Origin of the sequence: Fictibacillus sp. WQ 8-8 (assembly GCF_024494405.1) — a bacterium.
GTDB lineage: Bacteria > Bacillota > Bacilli > Bacillales > Fictibacillaceae > Fictibacillus_C > Fictibacillus_C marinisediminis.
Genome location: NZ_JAMXKG010000001.1, coordinates 740539 through 757260, shown reverse-complemented (window position 1 = coordinate 757260; position 16722 = coordinate 740539). Strand labels below are relative to the sequence as shown.

Annotated in this window: 15 protein-coding genes; 9 read left to right on the top strand and 6 right to left on the bottom strand. The window is 47.7% G+C overall.

Features of this window, described 5'->3' with window-relative positions; genetic code table 11:
* Window positions 1–56: 56 nt before the first annotated feature.
* The 3 genes from M1K46_RS03685 to M1K46_RS03675 form a co-directional block, all read right to left on the bottom strand.
* Window positions 57–674, bottom strand: coding sequence for a cell wall hydrolase (locus tag M1K46_RS03685; protein WP_256224950.1), 618 nt, complete (start codon window positions 672–674; stop codon window positions 57–59).
* A gap of 182 nt (window positions 675–856) precedes the next feature.
* Entirely contained in the window at window positions 857–1840 is a 984-nt protein-coding gene (locus tag M1K46_RS03680; protein WP_256224949.1) for a 2-hydroxyacid dehydrogenase, read from the bottom strand.
* An 18-nt stretch (window positions 1841–1858) separates the two neighbouring features.
* The gene (locus M1K46_RS03675) at window positions 1859–3157 is read right to left on the bottom strand and encodes an MFS transporter (RefSeq protein WP_256224948.1); all 1299 of its coding nucleotides are present in this window, start codon (window positions 3155–3157) and stop codon (window positions 1859–1861) included.
* 511 nt (window positions 3158–3668) lie between these two features.
* On the opposite strand from M1K46_RS03675, the gene M1K46_RS03670 reads away from it, so the two are divergent.
* The 6 genes from M1K46_RS03670 (at window position 3669) to rbsB (ending at window position 9525) form a co-directional block, all read left to right on the top strand.
* Complete coding sequence (locus M1K46_RS03670; RefSeq protein ID WP_256224947.1) at window positions 3669–4652, top strand: LacI family DNA-binding transcriptional regulator; 984 nt, start codon at window positions 3669–3671, stop codon at window positions 4650–4652.
* A 66-nt stretch (window positions 4653–4718) separates the two neighbouring features.
* The gene (rbsK, locus tag M1K46_RS03665; RefSeq protein WP_256224946.1) at window positions 4719–5597 is read left to right on the top strand and encodes a ribokinase; all 879 of its coding nucleotides are present in this window, start codon (window positions 4719–4721) and stop codon (window positions 5595–5597) included.
* A gap of 49 nt (window positions 5598–5646) precedes the next feature.
* Complete coding sequence (rbsD, locus tag M1K46_RS03660) at window positions 5647–6039, top strand: D-ribose pyranase (RefSeq protein ID WP_062237193.1); 393 nt, start codon at window positions 5647–5649, stop codon at window positions 6037–6039.
* The gene (locus M1K46_RS03655) at window positions 6039–7535 is read left to right on the top strand and encodes a sugar ABC transporter ATP-binding protein (RefSeq protein ID WP_256224945.1); all 1497 of its coding nucleotides are present in this window, start codon (window positions 6039–6041) and stop codon (window positions 7533–7535) included. The genes rbsD and M1K46_RS03655 overlap by 1 nt, the downstream gene beginning before the upstream one ends.
* A gap of 1 nt (window position 7536) precedes the next feature.
* Complete coding sequence (gene rbsC / locus M1K46_RS03650; protein ID WP_062237196.1) at window positions 7537–8481, top strand: ribose ABC transporter permease; 945 nt, start codon at window positions 7537–7539, stop codon at window positions 8479–8481.
* 117 nt (window positions 8482–8598) lie between these two features.
* Window positions 8599–9525 (top strand): ribose ABC transporter substrate-binding protein RbsB, encoded by a 927-nt coding sequence (gene rbsB / locus M1K46_RS03645; protein ID WP_091010161.1) that lies wholly within the window; start codon window positions 8599–8601, stop codon window positions 9523–9525.
* A gap of 198 nt (window positions 9526–9723) precedes the next feature.
* Here rbsB and M1K46_RS03640 read toward each other — a convergent pair whose 3' ends face one another.
* From M1K46_RS03640 to M1K46_RS03630, 3 genes are all read right to left on the bottom strand, one after another.
* Window positions 9724–10233, bottom strand: a complete 510-nt coding sequence (locus M1K46_RS03640; protein ID WP_256224943.1) for a hypothetical protein — start codon at window positions 10231–10233, stop codon at window positions 9724–9726.
* Between the two features lie 64 nt (window positions 10234–10297).
* Complete coding sequence (locus M1K46_RS03635; RefSeq protein ID WP_256224942.1) at window positions 10298–12046, bottom strand: hypothetical protein; 1749 nt, start codon at window positions 12044–12046, stop codon at window positions 10298–10300.
* Window positions 12047–12146: 100 nt separating this feature from the next.
* Window positions 12147–13160, bottom strand: a complete 1014-nt coding sequence (locus M1K46_RS03630) for a substrate-binding domain-containing protein (protein WP_256224941.1) — start codon at window positions 13158–13160, stop codon at window positions 12147–12149.
* Window positions 13161–13689: 529 nt separating this feature from the next.
* Here M1K46_RS03630 and M1K46_RS03625 point away from each other — a divergent pair.
* Genes M1K46_RS03625 through M1K46_RS03615 form a run of 3 tightly spaced genes read left to right on the top strand, consistent with a single transcriptional unit; the run spans window position 13690 to window position 16710 of the window.
* Window positions 13690–15012, top strand: coding sequence for an ABC transporter substrate-binding protein (locus M1K46_RS03625; protein WP_256224940.1), 1323 nt, complete (start codon window positions 13690–13692; stop codon window positions 15010–15012).
* Window positions 15012–15893 carry a carbohydrate ABC transporter permease gene (locus M1K46_RS03620; protein WP_053356625.1) on the top strand — a complete coding sequence of 294 codons (882 nt, stop codon included), beginning with the start codon at window positions 15012–15014 and terminating at the stop codon, window positions 15891–15893. The genes M1K46_RS03625 and M1K46_RS03620 overlap by 1 nt, the downstream gene beginning before the upstream one ends.
* A complete protein-coding gene (locus M1K46_RS03615; RefSeq protein ID WP_256224939.1) occupies window positions 15880–16710 on the top strand; it encodes a carbohydrate ABC transporter permease in 831 nt (276 codons plus the stop codon). The genes M1K46_RS03620 and M1K46_RS03615 overlap by 14 nt, the downstream gene beginning before the upstream one ends.
* Window positions 16711–16722: the final 12 nt, after the last annotated feature.

The following is a 16722-nucleotide window of genomic DNA, read 5'->3' as shown; positions in this document are numbered from 1 at the left end:
TTTATTTCGACAATACGAAAAGTGGGGTTACAAAATTGGTGCCTGGCACCAAAATATTATTTAGCAAATATATGATTGCCGATTCGGGTAACGCTTGGGCGTGAAAAGATCCAGTTGTTCGATGCAAGGTGAGGATTGTAATAGAAAATAGAACCGTGTGTAGGGTCCCAGCCTTTCATGGCATCAATGGCAGCACGATAGGCGGAAGAGTTAGGAGAGATATTATACTGTCCATCATGGACGGCAGTGAAAGCGTTGGTCTGGTAGACGACATTAAACGTATCTTTTGGAAAACGTGAATCTTCAAGGCGGTTTAGGATGACCGCAGCTACGGCGACTTTCCCAAGGTAGGATTCCCCGCGCGCTTCTCCGTTGACTACCCTTGCCATAATTTCGACATCGTTTAACTTACCGAATGTGCGCGGGCCGGCAACTCCGTCAGGTACAATGCCAGTGGCCAGCTGAAAATTAGCAACAGCATACTTTGTGAGAGGTCCATAATAGCCGGTAACAGGACCATGAAAGTAGCCTGCATTCTTCATGCGGCTCTGCAGGGTCTTGACCTCATTGCCTGTACTTCCCTTACCCAGCGTTTGTGCGTACGATAAACTTGGTGTTGCGGCTAGCGTGAATACCATAACAATCAGAATCAGCATTTTTTTTACCATCTTCATCAAAACACATCACCTCTCGCTATTTTTTGCACTACCATTTTACAGTAACAAACAAATAGGAAAATATTATCCATCAATGGGTTTATTTTATAGTAAGCAAGAAGTATGCTTTTTAAAAAATTGGTGCCAGGCACCACAAATTACACAAGTGTGTAATTGAGGTGCCTGGCACTGTTTACCGTTTACAGCATGATGCCGCTTTTTAGTTCCTGGACAATATTTGGAGGCTCGTTTCCGGTAACTGCAGCGACCAGGTTTTTGGCAGCGAGCATGGCCATATCGAACCTCGTCTGGTGAGTCGCTGAACCGATATGAGGCAGGGTCACCACGTTAGGAAGCTTCAACAGCGGATTGCTTGTTGAGACGGGTTCCTGGTCAAATACATCGAGACCGGCAGCCAGGATTTCTTTGTTTTGAAGAGCTTGGATCAAGGCGTTTTCATCGACCGTCTGTCCGCGTGAAGTGTTGATGAAGATGGCGGATTTTTTCATGAGTGCAAATTGCTCTTGACCCATAAGGTGCTTCGTCTCCTGAGTAAAAGGAACCATTAACAGTACGAAGTCTGAAGTTTGCAGCAATTCCTCCAGCGGGACATAGTCAGCATCCAGAATCTTTTCTGATCCAGGTTTCCTGTGCCGGTTATGATACTGAATGTTCATATTAAAGCCGAATTTGGCGCGCTTTCCAATAGCCTCGCCAATTCTGCCCATGCCGATGATACCCAATGTTTTTCCGTGAACATCGACACCGAAGAGCGGTTCATCGTCTTGATCCTCCCACTTCCCGTCCTTCACCAGCTTGTCCAGCTCGGGGATGCGCCGTGCTGCGGAAAGCATTAAGGCCAGAGCCAGATCAGCCACCGTTTCATTGAGAACATCAGGGGTATTCGTACCCATAATGTTCCTTCTTTTCATGGACTCAAGGTCAAAATTGTTATAACCGACGGAAATATTACTGATGACTCTTAGCTTTGGGGCATGATCCAGCAGTTCATCATCAATCTTTTCCCCGGTAATGAGCAGCCCTTCTGCATCCTCCAACCTTTCTAGCAGTTCACTTCTCGTTATCGGTGCAGAACCTTGCCATTTTTCGTATATGCAATGCTCTGAAATATACGCTTCTGCCTCAGCAGGGATAGGTCTTGCGAGAAAAACTTTCGGTTTCAATAGCGCTCCTCCTTATCCTTATTCTTGAATAGGATTCTTGACGATAAACCAATAACATAATGCCGCACAGCCTGCGATCAGACCGCCGGAGATAAAAGCAAGGGAGTAGGAGCCTGTAGCATCTACAATCATTCCTGCTATGACAGGGGAAAAGGCTCCTCCAAAATAGCCGCCGAAATTTTGAATGGCACCGACTGATGCAACCATGGAAGGCGGTGCGATATCACCCGCAAGCGCCCATGCACTTCCCGTCATTGCTGAAATAAAACAAAGAGCAAGCGTTAACAGTGTGAGCGTCATGGCAAGTCCTGTCACGAACGGAACGGCACAAACCACTATGGCCGCAGAGATGGCACTGATACTTATGAGAGCACGCTTTGCTTTAATGGGTGAAGTAACTTCTTTATCCACGAGCTTTTTCGTAAGGTATCCCCCGAAAATATTTCCGAAAATCCCGCCAAGCCATGGAATCCCGGCATAGATCCCCAGTTCTTTCAATGAGACATGATGGACGTTTGTTAAAAAGAGAGGAAGAAAGACAAGGAAGATATTCCAGATCCAAATGGTACAGAAAAAGCCAAGGATCATCCCCCAAACGCTTCGATACTTGAATAATTCTCCCCATTTAATTTTGGATGTTTGAATGCTATGTTCCGAACCAGCGCCTTCCGATTGTATATATTCCAGCTCCATCTCGGAAAGCTTGCGGCTTTTGTCCGGATTTTTATAAAAGATGAAAAATCCGATGGCAAAAACTATGCCGATGGCACCCGTGATATAAAAGAGGGCTCTCCAGCCAAAAGTTACCATGAGAAAAACGAGTAATGGCGGTGCTATAGCGGGTCCCCACTTGGAGGACGAGTCCCATATCCCAGTCGCAAGCCCTCTTTCCTTTTTCGGAAACCAATAAGAAGTAATCTTGGCCATGGTCGGAAAACATGGAGCTTCACCGACGCCAAGCAAAACCCGTGCCATGATAAAGGTAGACATTTTATGTACTGCCCCAGTCAGCATGGTAGCGCCGCTCCACCAAATCAATGCGATTGTATAGACCCTTTTCGTTCCGAAACGGTCGATCAGCCAGCCGGAAGGGAGCTGCATCAGCGCATAACTCCAAGAAAAAACGGTTCCCAGCAATCCGATGTCTGTGGCAGTAAGCCCGAGTTCTTTCATCATTTCTGGAGCTGCTATGGAAAGATTCGCCCGGTCAAGATAGTTGATGATACCCCCGATCAACAACCAAACAACAACCGTCCAGCGAAACTTCCGTGCGAAATTCACCGGCTTAGCTTGCTTTGTCTCAAGTCTTGCTTCCATACCCAATCCCTCCTTGTTTTTTATAAAACGCCAAAATGGCAGCGCTTTCAAAAGATAAAAAGTAGAGCGTAAAATCTGGCTTTTATGTATAAACAAAGAGGTAAATGATTTATTTGTTTTATAATATAAAACTAAGTTTTGGAATAGGAACAAAAAATAAACAGATAATTCTATCTATTCTGTCAGTTATCTTATTATGATGATGAGCTCTTGTCAATAGGGATAAAGTTTGGCAGTGAAAGTTTGATGTTAAAAGATTGGTAGGGTGTCGTTGATGTGGTGCCATTGATGTGGTGCCAGGCACCGCCTTTACATACTTGTGTAACGACAGTGCCTGGCACCTAAAAAAATTTCCCTTTGACATCTTAATTAGGAGGAATTATACTGTGTGTAACCGGTTACACAAGATTGACGATTTTTTATTACAACAGTATGTAACCGGTTACACATATGAGTAGACATTCAAAACATAACTTTCTTTATAAATAGCATTTTATCGGAGTGTTTGATTATGGCAACCATTAAAGACGTCGCGAAACAGGCAGGTGTTTCAGTTGCGACGGTGTCCAGGGTGATGAACAGCAATGGGTACGTGAATGAAAATACGAAGAAAAAGGTTGATGCAGCGATCCAGCAGCTGAATTACAAGCCAAACGCGGTAGCCCGAAGCCTTTACAAAAAAACATCGAAAACCATCGGGTTAATTGTGCCAGATATAGTTAACCCATTTTTCCCGGAGCTTGCTAGGGCAGTGGAAGACACGGCCCATAAGCTGGGCTATAACGTTGTCTTCTGCAATACCGATGAAAACGCAGAAAAAGAAGAAGACTATCTTGAGATTCTGCTTCAAAAGTATGTTGACGGCCTTATTGTCGCTTCCAATACGCTGACTGCTGAAAAAGTGAAACAGCTGAACATTCCGGTTGTTAGCATCGACCGTAAAATCAACGCAGACATTCCTACTGTAGTTGTTAAAAACAAAAGCGGTGCACAAAAAGCGGCTAGCTTTTTGAAGGGAATGGGATGTAAACGAATCGCCCATCTGAGCGGACCTGAGCATATTGATAACGCGATGGAGCGGCGTGCCGGATATCTCGAAGAAGTTGGAAGCGAACTGTGGTTCGACAGCAGCTATATCGAGGACGGCAACTATGATATGAAGACAGCGATTAAGGCGACACTTCAGCTGCTGAACCGCCACCCTGAGATCGACGGAATCTTTGCAGGCAACGATGTGATGGCCATCGGCGCGATCAAAGCAGCCCATCAGTTCGGAAAGAAGGTACCCGAGGAGTTGGCCATTATCGGCTTTGACGGTATTGCATTATCAGAAGCAACAACGCCAGAGCTGACCACTGTTGGGCAGCCGATTTACGACATGGGAACAATCGTTGCTGATCTTCTTGTGAAGCTCATTGAGAAAAAGCCAGTGGAAAATACCTTCTATGAATTGGATGTTGAACTAATCGAACGAGAATCAACGCGGAAGGTCTAGGATGGTGCCAGGCACCGAATCAATGACACCGAAACAAACACAATCAAACAAAAAGGTGGGCTAGCAATGGCAGCTAAGATTACGGTAGTGGGAAGCATCAACATGGATCTGGTGACGATTTCGAACAAGGTTCCGAAAATGGGGGAGACGCTCCTCGGGCAGGAGTTTAAAACGATTCCTGGCGGAAAAGGGGCAAACCAGGCGGTGGCTGCCGCAAGACTTGGAGCTGATGTCCGAATGGTGGGCTGTGTAGGTGACGATGTTTTCGGCTCTGAGCTTGTGAATCACCTTAATAAGCAGGGTGTAGACGTAACAGATGTAGAGCAGGTCTCCGGATCCACGGGAACAGCCACCATCCTTGTATCAGAAGGTGATAACAGCATCATCGTCGTGCCGGCCGCCAATCATCAAGTGACGCCTGAATTTGTCGAGAAGAAGCGTGAGATAATAGCCGGCAGTGATTTTCTCCTTGTTCAGCTTGAAATACCGCTGGAAAGCGTTCAGAAAGCAGTGAGCATCGCCAAGGAAAACGGCGTAAAGGTAGTCCTGAATCCTGCTCCTATTCAGGAGTTGCCTGAAGAACTCCTTCGGGAAGTCGACTACATCACACCGAATGAACACGAGCTCGAATTGCTGCTTCAAGGCCGCGATGAGCAGCTCATCAAGGAAAAGGTCATCGTAACGAAGGGCTCAAATGGCCTTACTTTTTATAAAGATGGAGAAGAAATCAACGTCCGTTCTTACAAGGTGGATGTTAAAGATACGACAGGTGCTGGCGATTCCTTCAACGGCGGATTAGCAGTTGGGTTAAGCCAAGGATTGTCACTGAAAGCAGCCTGTAAATTTGGCAATGCGGTTGCTGCCCTTTCGACAACAAAGCTCGGTGCACAGACCGGCATGCCAACCAAATCAGAGGTAGAGCAGTTCATCGCAGTTAACGGCTGAACCGGAATTTTTTCTAATCAAAAGACAGCATGAGGAAGAGGTGGTGCAGATGAAAAAACAAGGGATATTGAACAGCGAGATTGCTTCGGTTCTCGCACGAATGGGCCACACAGATACGATTGTCATCGCAGACTGCGGCTTACCGATTCCGGACGATGTTAAACGCATCGACATCGCCCTGACGATGGGTACACCAGGCTTTTTGGAAACGCTGCAGGCGGTCGCGGATGACATGCAGGTGGAGGAAGTAACGCTGGCTCAGGAATTGAAGGAGAACGAAGCGTATCTCAGCAAGGTCCTCGAAGCGGTGCCTGGCACCGCGCAAAATATGGTCTCTCATGAAACGTTCAAGGAATTAACGAAGAATGCGAAAGCGGTCATCCGTACGGGTGAAACAACGCCTTATGCCAACATCATTTTACATGCGGGGGTGATTTTCTAATGAGTGACAAGACACTTGTTCATTTAACAGGTATCTATAAATCATTTTCAGATGTTCATGTGCTGAAAAATGTGAGCTTTGACGTGCAGACTGGCGAAGTTCATGCTCTCATGGGAGAAAACGGCGCAGGCAAATCAACACTGATGAAAATTATGGCCGGCATCTATGAACGAGACAAAGGGACAATCACAGTAAAAGGGAAGGACGTACATTTCTCCAATCCGAAAGAGGCAGAGGAGATGGGGATCGGCGTCGTGCACCAGGAGCTGAATATCATTCCTTACCTGACCGTGACGGAAAATCTTTTCCTGGGAAAAGAGCTGACGTACGGCAAGACTGGCATTTTACGGACGTCCGATATGCGAAAACGAACGAAAAAAGCACTGCAGCAGCTCGGAGTGGAAATCAATCCTGATGCGGTTGCCGGCGAGCTTTCGGTCGGACAGCAGCAGATGATCGAGATCGCCAAAGTGCTTGAAACAAATTCGGACTGCATCATCATGGACGAACCGACAGCCGCACTTACCGACCGTGAAATCGAAGCGCTTTTTGCCGTGATTGAAAAGCTGAAAAAGCAAGGCGTCGGCATCGTCTACATCTCCCACCGGATGGAGGAAATCTTCCAGATGTGTGACCGGATCTCAGTTCTTCGTGACGGTGATTTTATCGGTACGAAAATCGTTAAAGAAACGAATTTTGATGAGATTGTTTCAATGATGGTCGGCCGACAGCTTGGCGAGCGGTTTCCTGAGCGGAAGGCGAAGATCGGCCCGGAACGGCTGAGAGTGGAAGGACTTTCTAGAAAAGAGCACTTCGAAGACATTCACTTTGATGTCAAACAGGGAGAAATTTTGGGTGTAGCAGGCTTGATGGGTGCGGGCCGGACCGAGATCATGGAAGCCATCTTCGGCTATAAGAAAAAGGATGGCGGCAGCGTTTATCTCGACGGCAAACCGATGAACATCTCGAAGCCATCAGATGCGATTGAGGCCGGATTGGCCTTTGTCACAGAGGACCGCAAAGATAAAGGGCTTGTTGTAGGGATGACCGTTCGTGAAAATTTCACGCTAACCAATTTGAAAGCGGTGTCAAACGGCGGTGTGATCTCCGCAAGTGCCGAACAGAAAGAAACGGAGCGGCTCATTAAAAAACTCCACGTGAAAACGTCCGGCGGGGAACAGATCGTCAAATCGCTGAGTGGTGGAAATCAGCAAAAGATCGTCATCGGAAAATGGGTGAACAATCAGCCGAAAGTGTTGATCTTGGACGAGCCGACCCGTGGTGTGGACGTTGGTGCGAAAAAAGAAATCTATCAGATTATGAATGAACTGACGGAGCAGGGAGTGTCCATCATTATGGTATCCTCCGAGCTCCCGGAAATTTTAGGAATGAGTGACCGGATCCTCGTCATTCATGAAGGAAAAATCAGCAGGATTCACAACCGCGAAGAAGCGGATCAGGAAAAAATCATGCATGCTGCAACAGGAGGGATGTAACATGTCAGCCTCAACACGAAAGATTAGTATATTTCAGAAGCTCGGTCCGCTCATTGGACTCGTCATTATCTTAATTGTTCTATCCATCTTAAGTCCGGAGTTCTTCACGTTAACGAATATCCTCAACGTGCTTCGGCAGGTCTCCATTAACGCGCTCATTGCGTTTGGACTGACGTTCGTCATCTTAACGGGAGGCATCGACCTTTCCGTTGGTTCGATGCTGGCACTGTCCGGAGCGATCACAGCCGGACTGATGGCTGGCGGAACAGACCCAGTTCTCGCAATGCTGGCAGGTCTGGCTGCGGGTACTGTAATGGGAGCCATCAACGGAATCATTATCAGCAAAGGGAAAGTGGCGCCGTTCATCGCGACACTTGCGACGATGACCATTTTCCGAGGTTTGACGCTCGTTTATACCGAGGGAAAACCGATCACCGGCCTCTCGGATGATATGAGCTTTGTCTTGATGGGACGTGGGTATTTCCTTGGAATTCCTTTCCCGGTCATCTGGATGCTGCTCGCGTTCGCGGTCCTCTGGTTCATCCTGAAAAAGACGACCTTTGGAAGAAGAACGTACGCAATCGGTGGAAACGAGGAAGCATCATTGCTTTCAGGTATTAAAGTCGGCCGAATCAAAGTCATGATCTACTCGCTGACAGGGTTGCTGTCCGCGTTTGCCGGCATCATTTTAACGTCACGTCTGAATTCTGCACAGCCAACGGCAGGTACAGCGTATGAACTCGATGCCATCGCAGCTGTTGTACTGGGCGGGACAAGCCTTTCCGGTGGTAAGGGATGGATTTTCGGTACATTAGTCGGTGCCCTCATCATTGGTGTACTTAACAACGGCTTGAACCTATTAAACGTTTCATCCTTCTATCAGCAGGTGGTTAAAGGCGGAGTAATTCTGCTCGCAGTGCTGATCGATCGGAAGAAGGCGGCTTAGATTATTCGAGGAGGTTCGGTGCCAGAGGTTCGGTGCCAGGCACCGCAATTACACACTTGTGTAACGCCGGTGCCTGGCACCAAACAAACTGCAAACAAAAAAAAGGGAGGATTTACGATGAAAAATATGTTTAAGGGTTTAATTATTCTCGTCATTGGGGCTTTGATGCTTACGGCTTGTTCCACAAAAGCGCCGGGAACAGATGACAACAAGAAAAAGGGCAAGGGTGATCTAAAGATTGGTCTTTCCGTTTCAACATTAAATAACCCATTCTTTGTTACGTTAAAAGAAGGGGCTGAAAAAGAAGCAAAGAAAGCTGGCGTACAGCTGAAAACAGTAGATGCACAGGATGATTCTGCCAAGCAGGTCAATGACATCGAAGATTTGATCCAGCAAGGCGTGGATGTGCTTCTAGTGAACCCAACAGATTCAGCAGCGATCTCTTCAGCGATTGAATCAGCGAACAGCGCCAACATTCCGGTCATCACGGTTGACCGCAGTGCAGAAGGCGGAAAAGTCGTTTCTCACATTGCATCAGATAACGTTAAAGGCGGCCAAATGGCCGGCGACTATATCGCGAAGCAGCTTAAAGGAAAAGGTAATGTAGTAGAGCTTGAAGGAATCTCTGGATCTTCTGCAGCGCGCGAGCGTGGAGAAGGCTTCCATAAAGCAGTCGATAAAGAAAAAGGCATTAAAGTTGTAGCAAAACAAACAGCAAGCTTTGACCGTGCTAAAGGATTGAACGTAATGGAAAACATCCTGCAAGGCAACAAAAAAGTAGATGCGGTGTTTGCTCATAACGATGAGATGGCGCTCGGAGCGCTTCAGGCATTGGAAGCGGCCGGTTTGAAAGACGTCGTTGTTGTCGGATTTGATGCAACGGACGATGCGCAAAAAGCAATCAAAGAAGGCAAGATGGCGGCAACTGTTGCACAGAAGCCTGACATGATCGGTTCCGAGGCGGTTCAAACAGCGGTCAAAGTGAACAAGGACGAAAAGGTAGAGAAGTTCGTTCCAGTCGATTTGGATCTAATTACGAAATAACAAAAAACGGTGCCAGGCACTCCAATTACACAAGTGTGTAATGGAGGTGCCTGGCACCACTACTTTTATCCCCAAACTTTTTCTCGCTATTTCCGGGGAAATTCCCCGAATTTTGCAGGAAAACAGTCCTTCATTTTCGTATATTACTATATTAGATGACATGGAAAGTGAGTGGGTTGTGTATGGCTATCGGGAGAATCATTTATTATCATCGCAGAAAACAGAACAAGACACAGGAACAGCTATGCCGGGGATCGGTTGTGCCTTTGCCGTCATAACCAGCTGACCACGCTTCAGAAAAAAGACGCTGAAGAATTCCTGCATTTGAGCAGCGGCCGCCTCAAACTCTGGAAGGCGATTGTTGAGCAATAAATATCGAAGCCCGCATAGTTCATACAAATAGATCATGTCCGTACACTGTATGTAATCCTTCTGCTTCTCCAGCACACTGAAGAGCTGATCGGCCGTGTCTTTTTGCAGCCGTTCCTTGTGCTGGCCGTCACTGATCAAGGTTTCTGCGATGTGTTTTGCAAGTAATCCTTGTGAAATCGCAAGTAAACTATGTCGAACCGCAAGTAACGGGGCCAATATCGCAAGTAAATTCCTCATTTTCGCAAGTAAAGCGTGTCGAACCGCAAGTAACCAAAAAGCCAGCCTGTCATTTACCCGGCTGGCCCCATATTTAATAAGTAAATTAGCTGCTGGCATCACTTTTAGACCTGAAAAGTTACTCATCTACTAAAATAACGAACTTTTGCTGCATCAATCCAAGCTATTTTAGCTTATTACTGCCCTTTAACAAGTTTCGCTCCAGCTTAAATGTCTTTCCTTCACTCTTAAACACTGCTGATTCAACAGCTGGCCGAATTACCAGGTTATCAAGAAGCAGTTCGTGTCCCTTAAATGGCACACTCAGCTCATGCACGCCCTTACTTACATAAAATGGAGTATCAAAGTTTACGAGAGTGAGGAAATCGCTGTCTGGAGAAGGTTTAACTGACGCTGCACTCACAGTTCTGCCATCAATCTTCGCTCCTAGCTTACCGGCATGACCAGCCTCTCTTACTAAAGCACTGGACAATAGAAAGACACCAGCCTTATCAACAGATATTTTCTTACTTACCACATCTTGATTATCCAGTTTCATCAGCTTCGCGCTATAAGAAGCATCACCGGTCCATGGACTTTCCGGTGTCACAATCTCCGGCTTACCCAATACAGACTCAAAACTCTCGGCTTCCTCAACAACCGCGGTATGTCTATCCACCGTCTTCGCATCCAGCAATTTCGCGGCCAATGGTATTTCATTTACCGTCTGAATCGCCATCAAGGCTTCAATGGTAGATTCCGCACCGGAGTTCCAGTTCACTTTTCCGGTCACGCCGTTCAAGCCATCATATCCACGGCCGGTCGCAGGATCATACATAACAGCGCCGGCATCATTATTCCCGGTGAACCACGAGGCGGTTAAGCCAGCATATTTCGCGTACTTCGGATCTTTCGTCGCATGGTACACTGCGGCGAACCCTTGCGTCAGCATGTTCACGCCATAAGCAATCTGTTCATCCTTTGCCATTGTCGGTGCCATTTCCTTGATCATGCCCGTAACGAGGAGGTGGGTGAAGAACTGATCGGCTTCCTGTTTGGCCGAAGCGATCCATTTCTTCTCGCCGAGAACCATGCCGGCTTTTGCCAGGGCGTAGGTTTGCCCGCTGCCGTATGCGTGCCAGAGGGTAGGGGAGCCTTCCCAATCCATGTGCGCGCCGTATGGATATTGAGTATACGAGCCATATTGGAACTCGTCCAAACCGCGGCCCACTTTTTTCATCGAATCTTTCACATCAGCTCTCGGCTCAACCTCATAAAACTCAGCCAGGCCCAGCAGTGCATTGGACATCGCATCAAAGCCGCCAATCCAGGCTGGTATTTTGTAACCGTGTACATTTTTGTACTCGCCATAAGGCTCGTTCACTTTATTCTGTAAAGCCTTGTTGGCAAGAAGGAAGCTGTCCTTCAATTCCTTCGCGTAAGCAGAATCAACATCCTTAAACACACCATATCCCTGGCCGAGCGACCACATCGCACGTGCAGCCCACCAGTCAAACGACTTCTTGCTCGTCGGTCCGTCCGTATTGATCGAGAGGTCCTTATTTACGAAGTTATAAAACTCGCCGTCATCTGCCTGCATGTGCATAACAAAATTCAACGCTTTCTTAGCGCTTTTCAACGATTGAGCGTTCTTATTCTGCTCATAATCGTTCAGATACACGACTGCTGCGCGGGCCACATCATCCACGCAGGCGATTCCTTCACCAGAAGCGTCCACCCATTTGTATACGGGGTACTCGGAGTAAATGTGGGTGATCAACATGTCCTTTCCGTCAATCGTAACATCCTCATTCAAAAAATCGAGGTGCTCCAGGTTAACCGGTGATTTTTCCTTTACCGGTGCCTCTGCATAAGCCGGCGTCATAAAGCAAAACATCAGAACAAAGGATAAAAGCATTCTTGCAGTCTTCATAATCATCCTCCTTTTTGTATATAAAATTGGTGCCAGGCACCGCAATTACACACTTGTGTAACGCCGGTGCCTGGCACCAAAAAGATGGCACCAAAAAGAACTACCTTTTTGCCGTCGACTCCCGCACAATCAACTCTGCCGGAAGCAGCAGCTCAATAATCGGTTCATTCTTATGCTGCATGCGCCATGTGAGCTGCTCGACGGCTTTCCGGCCATACAGCTCCAAATCAATATTCATCGTGGTGATCTTCGGGGTAGACAAGCGAGAAAGCATTCCGTTGTCAAAACTGCACACAGAAGCCTCACCCGGAACAGCAATGCCGTGCTGCTGCAGGGCAGACCTCACAAAAAAGCCAAACCCATCATTCACGCAAAACCAGGCACTGGGCTGAACATCCAGCCCCTGCATGAGCCTGGTCACATCCTGATCATCCTCAAGAACGTCACTAAACACAAACTCCTCATTAAGCTCGATCCCATGCTCCTGAAGCGCGAGCCTGTAGCCTTCCAAACGCTCCTGATAACTCGGTGACAGCCTGACGTTTCCAACATAGGCGATGTCCCGGTGGCCAAGCTCGATCAGATGCTTGACCGCGGTATAAGCGCCGAACCGGTTGTTCGTCAGGATGGCATCCGCCTGAATCAAGGGGTGGTGATGGTCAATAATGACCGTCGGAATACCGGTCGCGATGACGGCGTTACTATACTCTGTGCTGATGTGCGAGAGAATCAAGACACCATCGACCTTGCCCTCTGCTATAAAGGAAGGAAGGACTAGATTGTCACGCGCCACAGTATTGATCGACTGAATGAGCAGGTTCATCCCGCGTTCGGTCACTTCTTTTTCCACACTCAAATAAATTTCCCCGAAAAAGCTTTTCAGCGAGAAGGCATAATCCGAAGCGATCAGCCCGATGTTGCCTGTGCCGCCCCCTACCACACCAGCAGACACAGACGACTTCCTCACACTGTATCCCATCTCCTGGGCTGTTTTTTCAACAAGTAGCCGAGTTGCTTCACTTACACCCGGTTTCCCCGACAGCGCTTGGGAGACGGAGTTTTTCGATATATTCAATGCATCTGCAATGTCCTGCATGGAGACTTTTTTCGCCATTGTTATTCAAACCTTTCACATAAAATCATCATAAGGATTACACGTTATTTGTTTTGTCACGTTACAAATTAACTATAACCTAATCAATAACCCTCGTAAACCACAACAAGAAAATTATCCCTATTAATTTTCTGACAATGCTCTTTTCTATGCTTTGTGCTATTTTTGTAACTAGACTTCATTGATTGTTGATTGGAGTGCAAGGTGCGAGACTCCTGCGGGGGTAGCGTGACAGGTGAGACCCAAAGGCGCTTGCACCGTGGGGCTCAGCGCACGCCCCGCGGAAAGCGAGCATCCTGAAACAGAGATCAACTACTCTCAAAGGCAACAACGTTTGCGAAAACAGCTTCAGGCAAAAAGAATTGACAGAACTTTTGTAATGATGTAAAACTGTAATTGTAAAGTTATTAATTACATTACAAAGTTACAAATAGAATAAAATGTAATGTTTTCCATCCGAGCGAGCGTAAATTTTTTTTTGCAGGAAATGATAGCGCTTACTCAAACTATCGTATTGGGGGATATTGTGATGAAAATGAAGAAGGCCGCCTCACTTTTGCTTGGAGCATCATTAACAGTTTCTGCTCTGTCAGCTTGTTCGACCGGAAACCCGGCAAGTGAAGATTCATCCAAGAACGGAACGACCACGATCGAATTCTGGGCCGCACCAAACCCGCCGCAGCAAGCGTACTGGAAAGAAACAGCCAAAGCGTTTGAAAAAGATCACCCGAAAATCAAGATCAAAGTAAGCCCGATCAAGGAAAGCCCGACGTCTGAAGCGAGCATCCAATCCGCGATCGCCGGTAAGGAAGCACCGACGATGTCCGAGAACATCAACCGCGGATTCGCGGCACAGCTGGCGGAAAGCAAAGCTATCGAACCGCTGAACAAGCTGGATGGCTACAATGACATCATCAAATCACGCAATATGAACAACACGATCAAAGGCTGGAAGTTCTCTGACGGCAACCAATACGTACTGCCAATCTACTCCAACGCCATGCTGTTCGGCTGGAGACTCGATATCCTGAAAAAGCTGGGGTACAACGAGCCGCCAAAAACATACAGCGAAGTACTCGATGTAACGAAAAAACTAAAAGCGAAATACCCGGATAAATACTTGTGGGCAAAGCCTGACCTTGCCGATCCGACCGCCTGGAAGCGCTGGTTCGACTTCTTCATGCTTTATGACGCTGCGTCACAAGGCAACAATTTTATAGAAGGAAGCAAGCTTGTGGCTGACGATAAAGCCGGAGTGGATGTTCTGAACTTCATGAACGACATCCGCAAGGAAAAAGGCATCCTTACCAAGCAGTCGAAGGATCCGTTCGAAACAGGACTCGGCGTCTTCACTGACATCGGACCGTGGACACTTTCTTACTGGGCAGAGAAGTTCCCGGAGATGAAATACAATGAAACGTTCGCTTTATCTACACCGCCAGTGCCGGACGGAGCCAGCACAAAAGATGTATCCACGTTTGCTGATACAAAAGGTCTTGTGATCTATTCCTCCGCTCCTGAAAACGAGAAAAAAGCAGCGATGGAATTCATGAAATGGGTGTATTCGAAACCTGAAAATGATGTGAAATGGATGGAGAAAACGAACCTTCCGCCTGCACGCGACGATTTGGCGTCCAACGATTCATTCAAAGCGATCTTTGACAAGAATCCTGCGCTCAAGCCCTATGCAGAGGCCATTCCGAACGCCGTGCCGTCCATTGATAACGCGAAATACAACGAACTTCAAACCTATATTGGCCAATATGCCGTCAACCCTGTAGTAAAAGGGGAAGTACAGCCGAAGAAAGGCTGGGAAAAGATGAAGCAGGCCATTGAGGGGGATCTCAAGTAATGAGAACCAAGCATAATAACAGATTGGGCTGGCTATTCGCCAGTCCTTACCTTTTATATGGGCTGATCTTTTTCCTGATTCCGCTCGGCTGGTCGTTCTATCTGTCGATCACCGACTGGAATTTGATCGCTCCCGTTTTTCATCATGTCGGCTTTGACAACTTCATTAAAGCACTGCAAAGCCCCGGCGTTCATGCCGCATTCATTGTCACGTTCAAGTTCATGATCGTGTTCGTGCCGATGGTCATCGCGTCCTCATTAATCGTGGCGCTCGTCGTTCACGGTTTGCCGCGGTTCAAAGGCTTGTTCCTGATCGGCTTCTTCCTTCCGTACCTGGCATCCGGCGTTGTATCCTCCTTTATCGTCAAAGGATTTCTTTCGTACAACAGCCCGGTCAACACGTTCTTGCGCAGCTCGTTCGGCCTTGACGTAAACTGGCTCGGAACACCGTTTTCAGCCCTCCTGGTCGTTTCCATAATCATGGCCTGGAAGTTTACCGGCTACTACGCGCTCATCTTAACGTCAGGATTTGAATCCATCTCCAAAGAAATATACGAAGCGGCAGCCATCGATGGCGTAAACGGATGGCAGCGCTTTTGGAGAATTACCTTGCCGCTGCTCTACCCGGCTCTTTTCACAACACTCATCCTTTCAATCGGCGTGACCTTCGGGATTTTTACCGAGGTATACCAGCTGACAGGCGGAGGGCCGAACTTCGCGACCAACACGTGGCAGATGGAGATCTACAAGCAGGCGTTCCAGAATCTGTCCGCCGGCTATGCATCCGCCGTTGCGCTTATCGCGTCCGTCGTTACGTTCATCTCGATCTTTATCATTCGAAAATTTTTAGAAATGTGGGGGAAACGAAATGGTTGGACATAAGAAAAATACGCTCATCATCCGTTATATCATCGCGTTTCTGCTCTTGTTCGTCATGGTTTTTCCGTATCTCTATATGGTCCTGAACTCGTTCGCCGACTGGAACCAGGTGGACCGGACACTTATTCCGTCTCACTTCTCGCTCCGGTCATATGAATGGCTGCTGGGCGGGGGCCAGTCCGCTGAACCGCGTCCATGGATCCGTGCCTTTTTCAACAGTTTGATCGTTTCAACCGGCTCCACGGCTCTCATGATGGTGACCGGTATCATCGTGGCTTACTCGCTCGCCAAGCTTCAGTTCCGCGGGCGGAATTTCCTGAACAACGCCATCCTGTTTCAAATGTTTTTCCCGGCGATCATCCTGCTTGTGCCGACGTTCCTCATCATCCAGCGCTTGGGGCTGTACGACTCCTACTGGGCGATGATCCTGCCGAAAGCACTGAGTCTGTGGGCTGTCTTCATGTACACGAACTTTTTCCGGGCGATCCCCGACACGTTTATTGAAGCGGCAAAACTGGACGGCGCGTCCGACTGGCAGATCATCTTCCGGATCATCCTGCCGATGTCGAAGTCGATCACGATCGTTGTCTTTCTCTTCCTGTTCATGGAACGCTGGACCGAGCTCCTCTGGGACATGCTCGTCGTCAAAAGCGACAACATGCTGACCCTGAACGTGCTTCTGTCGCAGATGTTTGGGCCGTACGGCGGCTATCCGGGACCAATGTATGCGGCATCCGTGATCCTGACCGTGCCGATCATCATCCTGTTCCTGTTCTTTGCCAAAAAGTTTAAAGAAGGCATGCAATTCACACTGAAATAAGGAGGGACAATC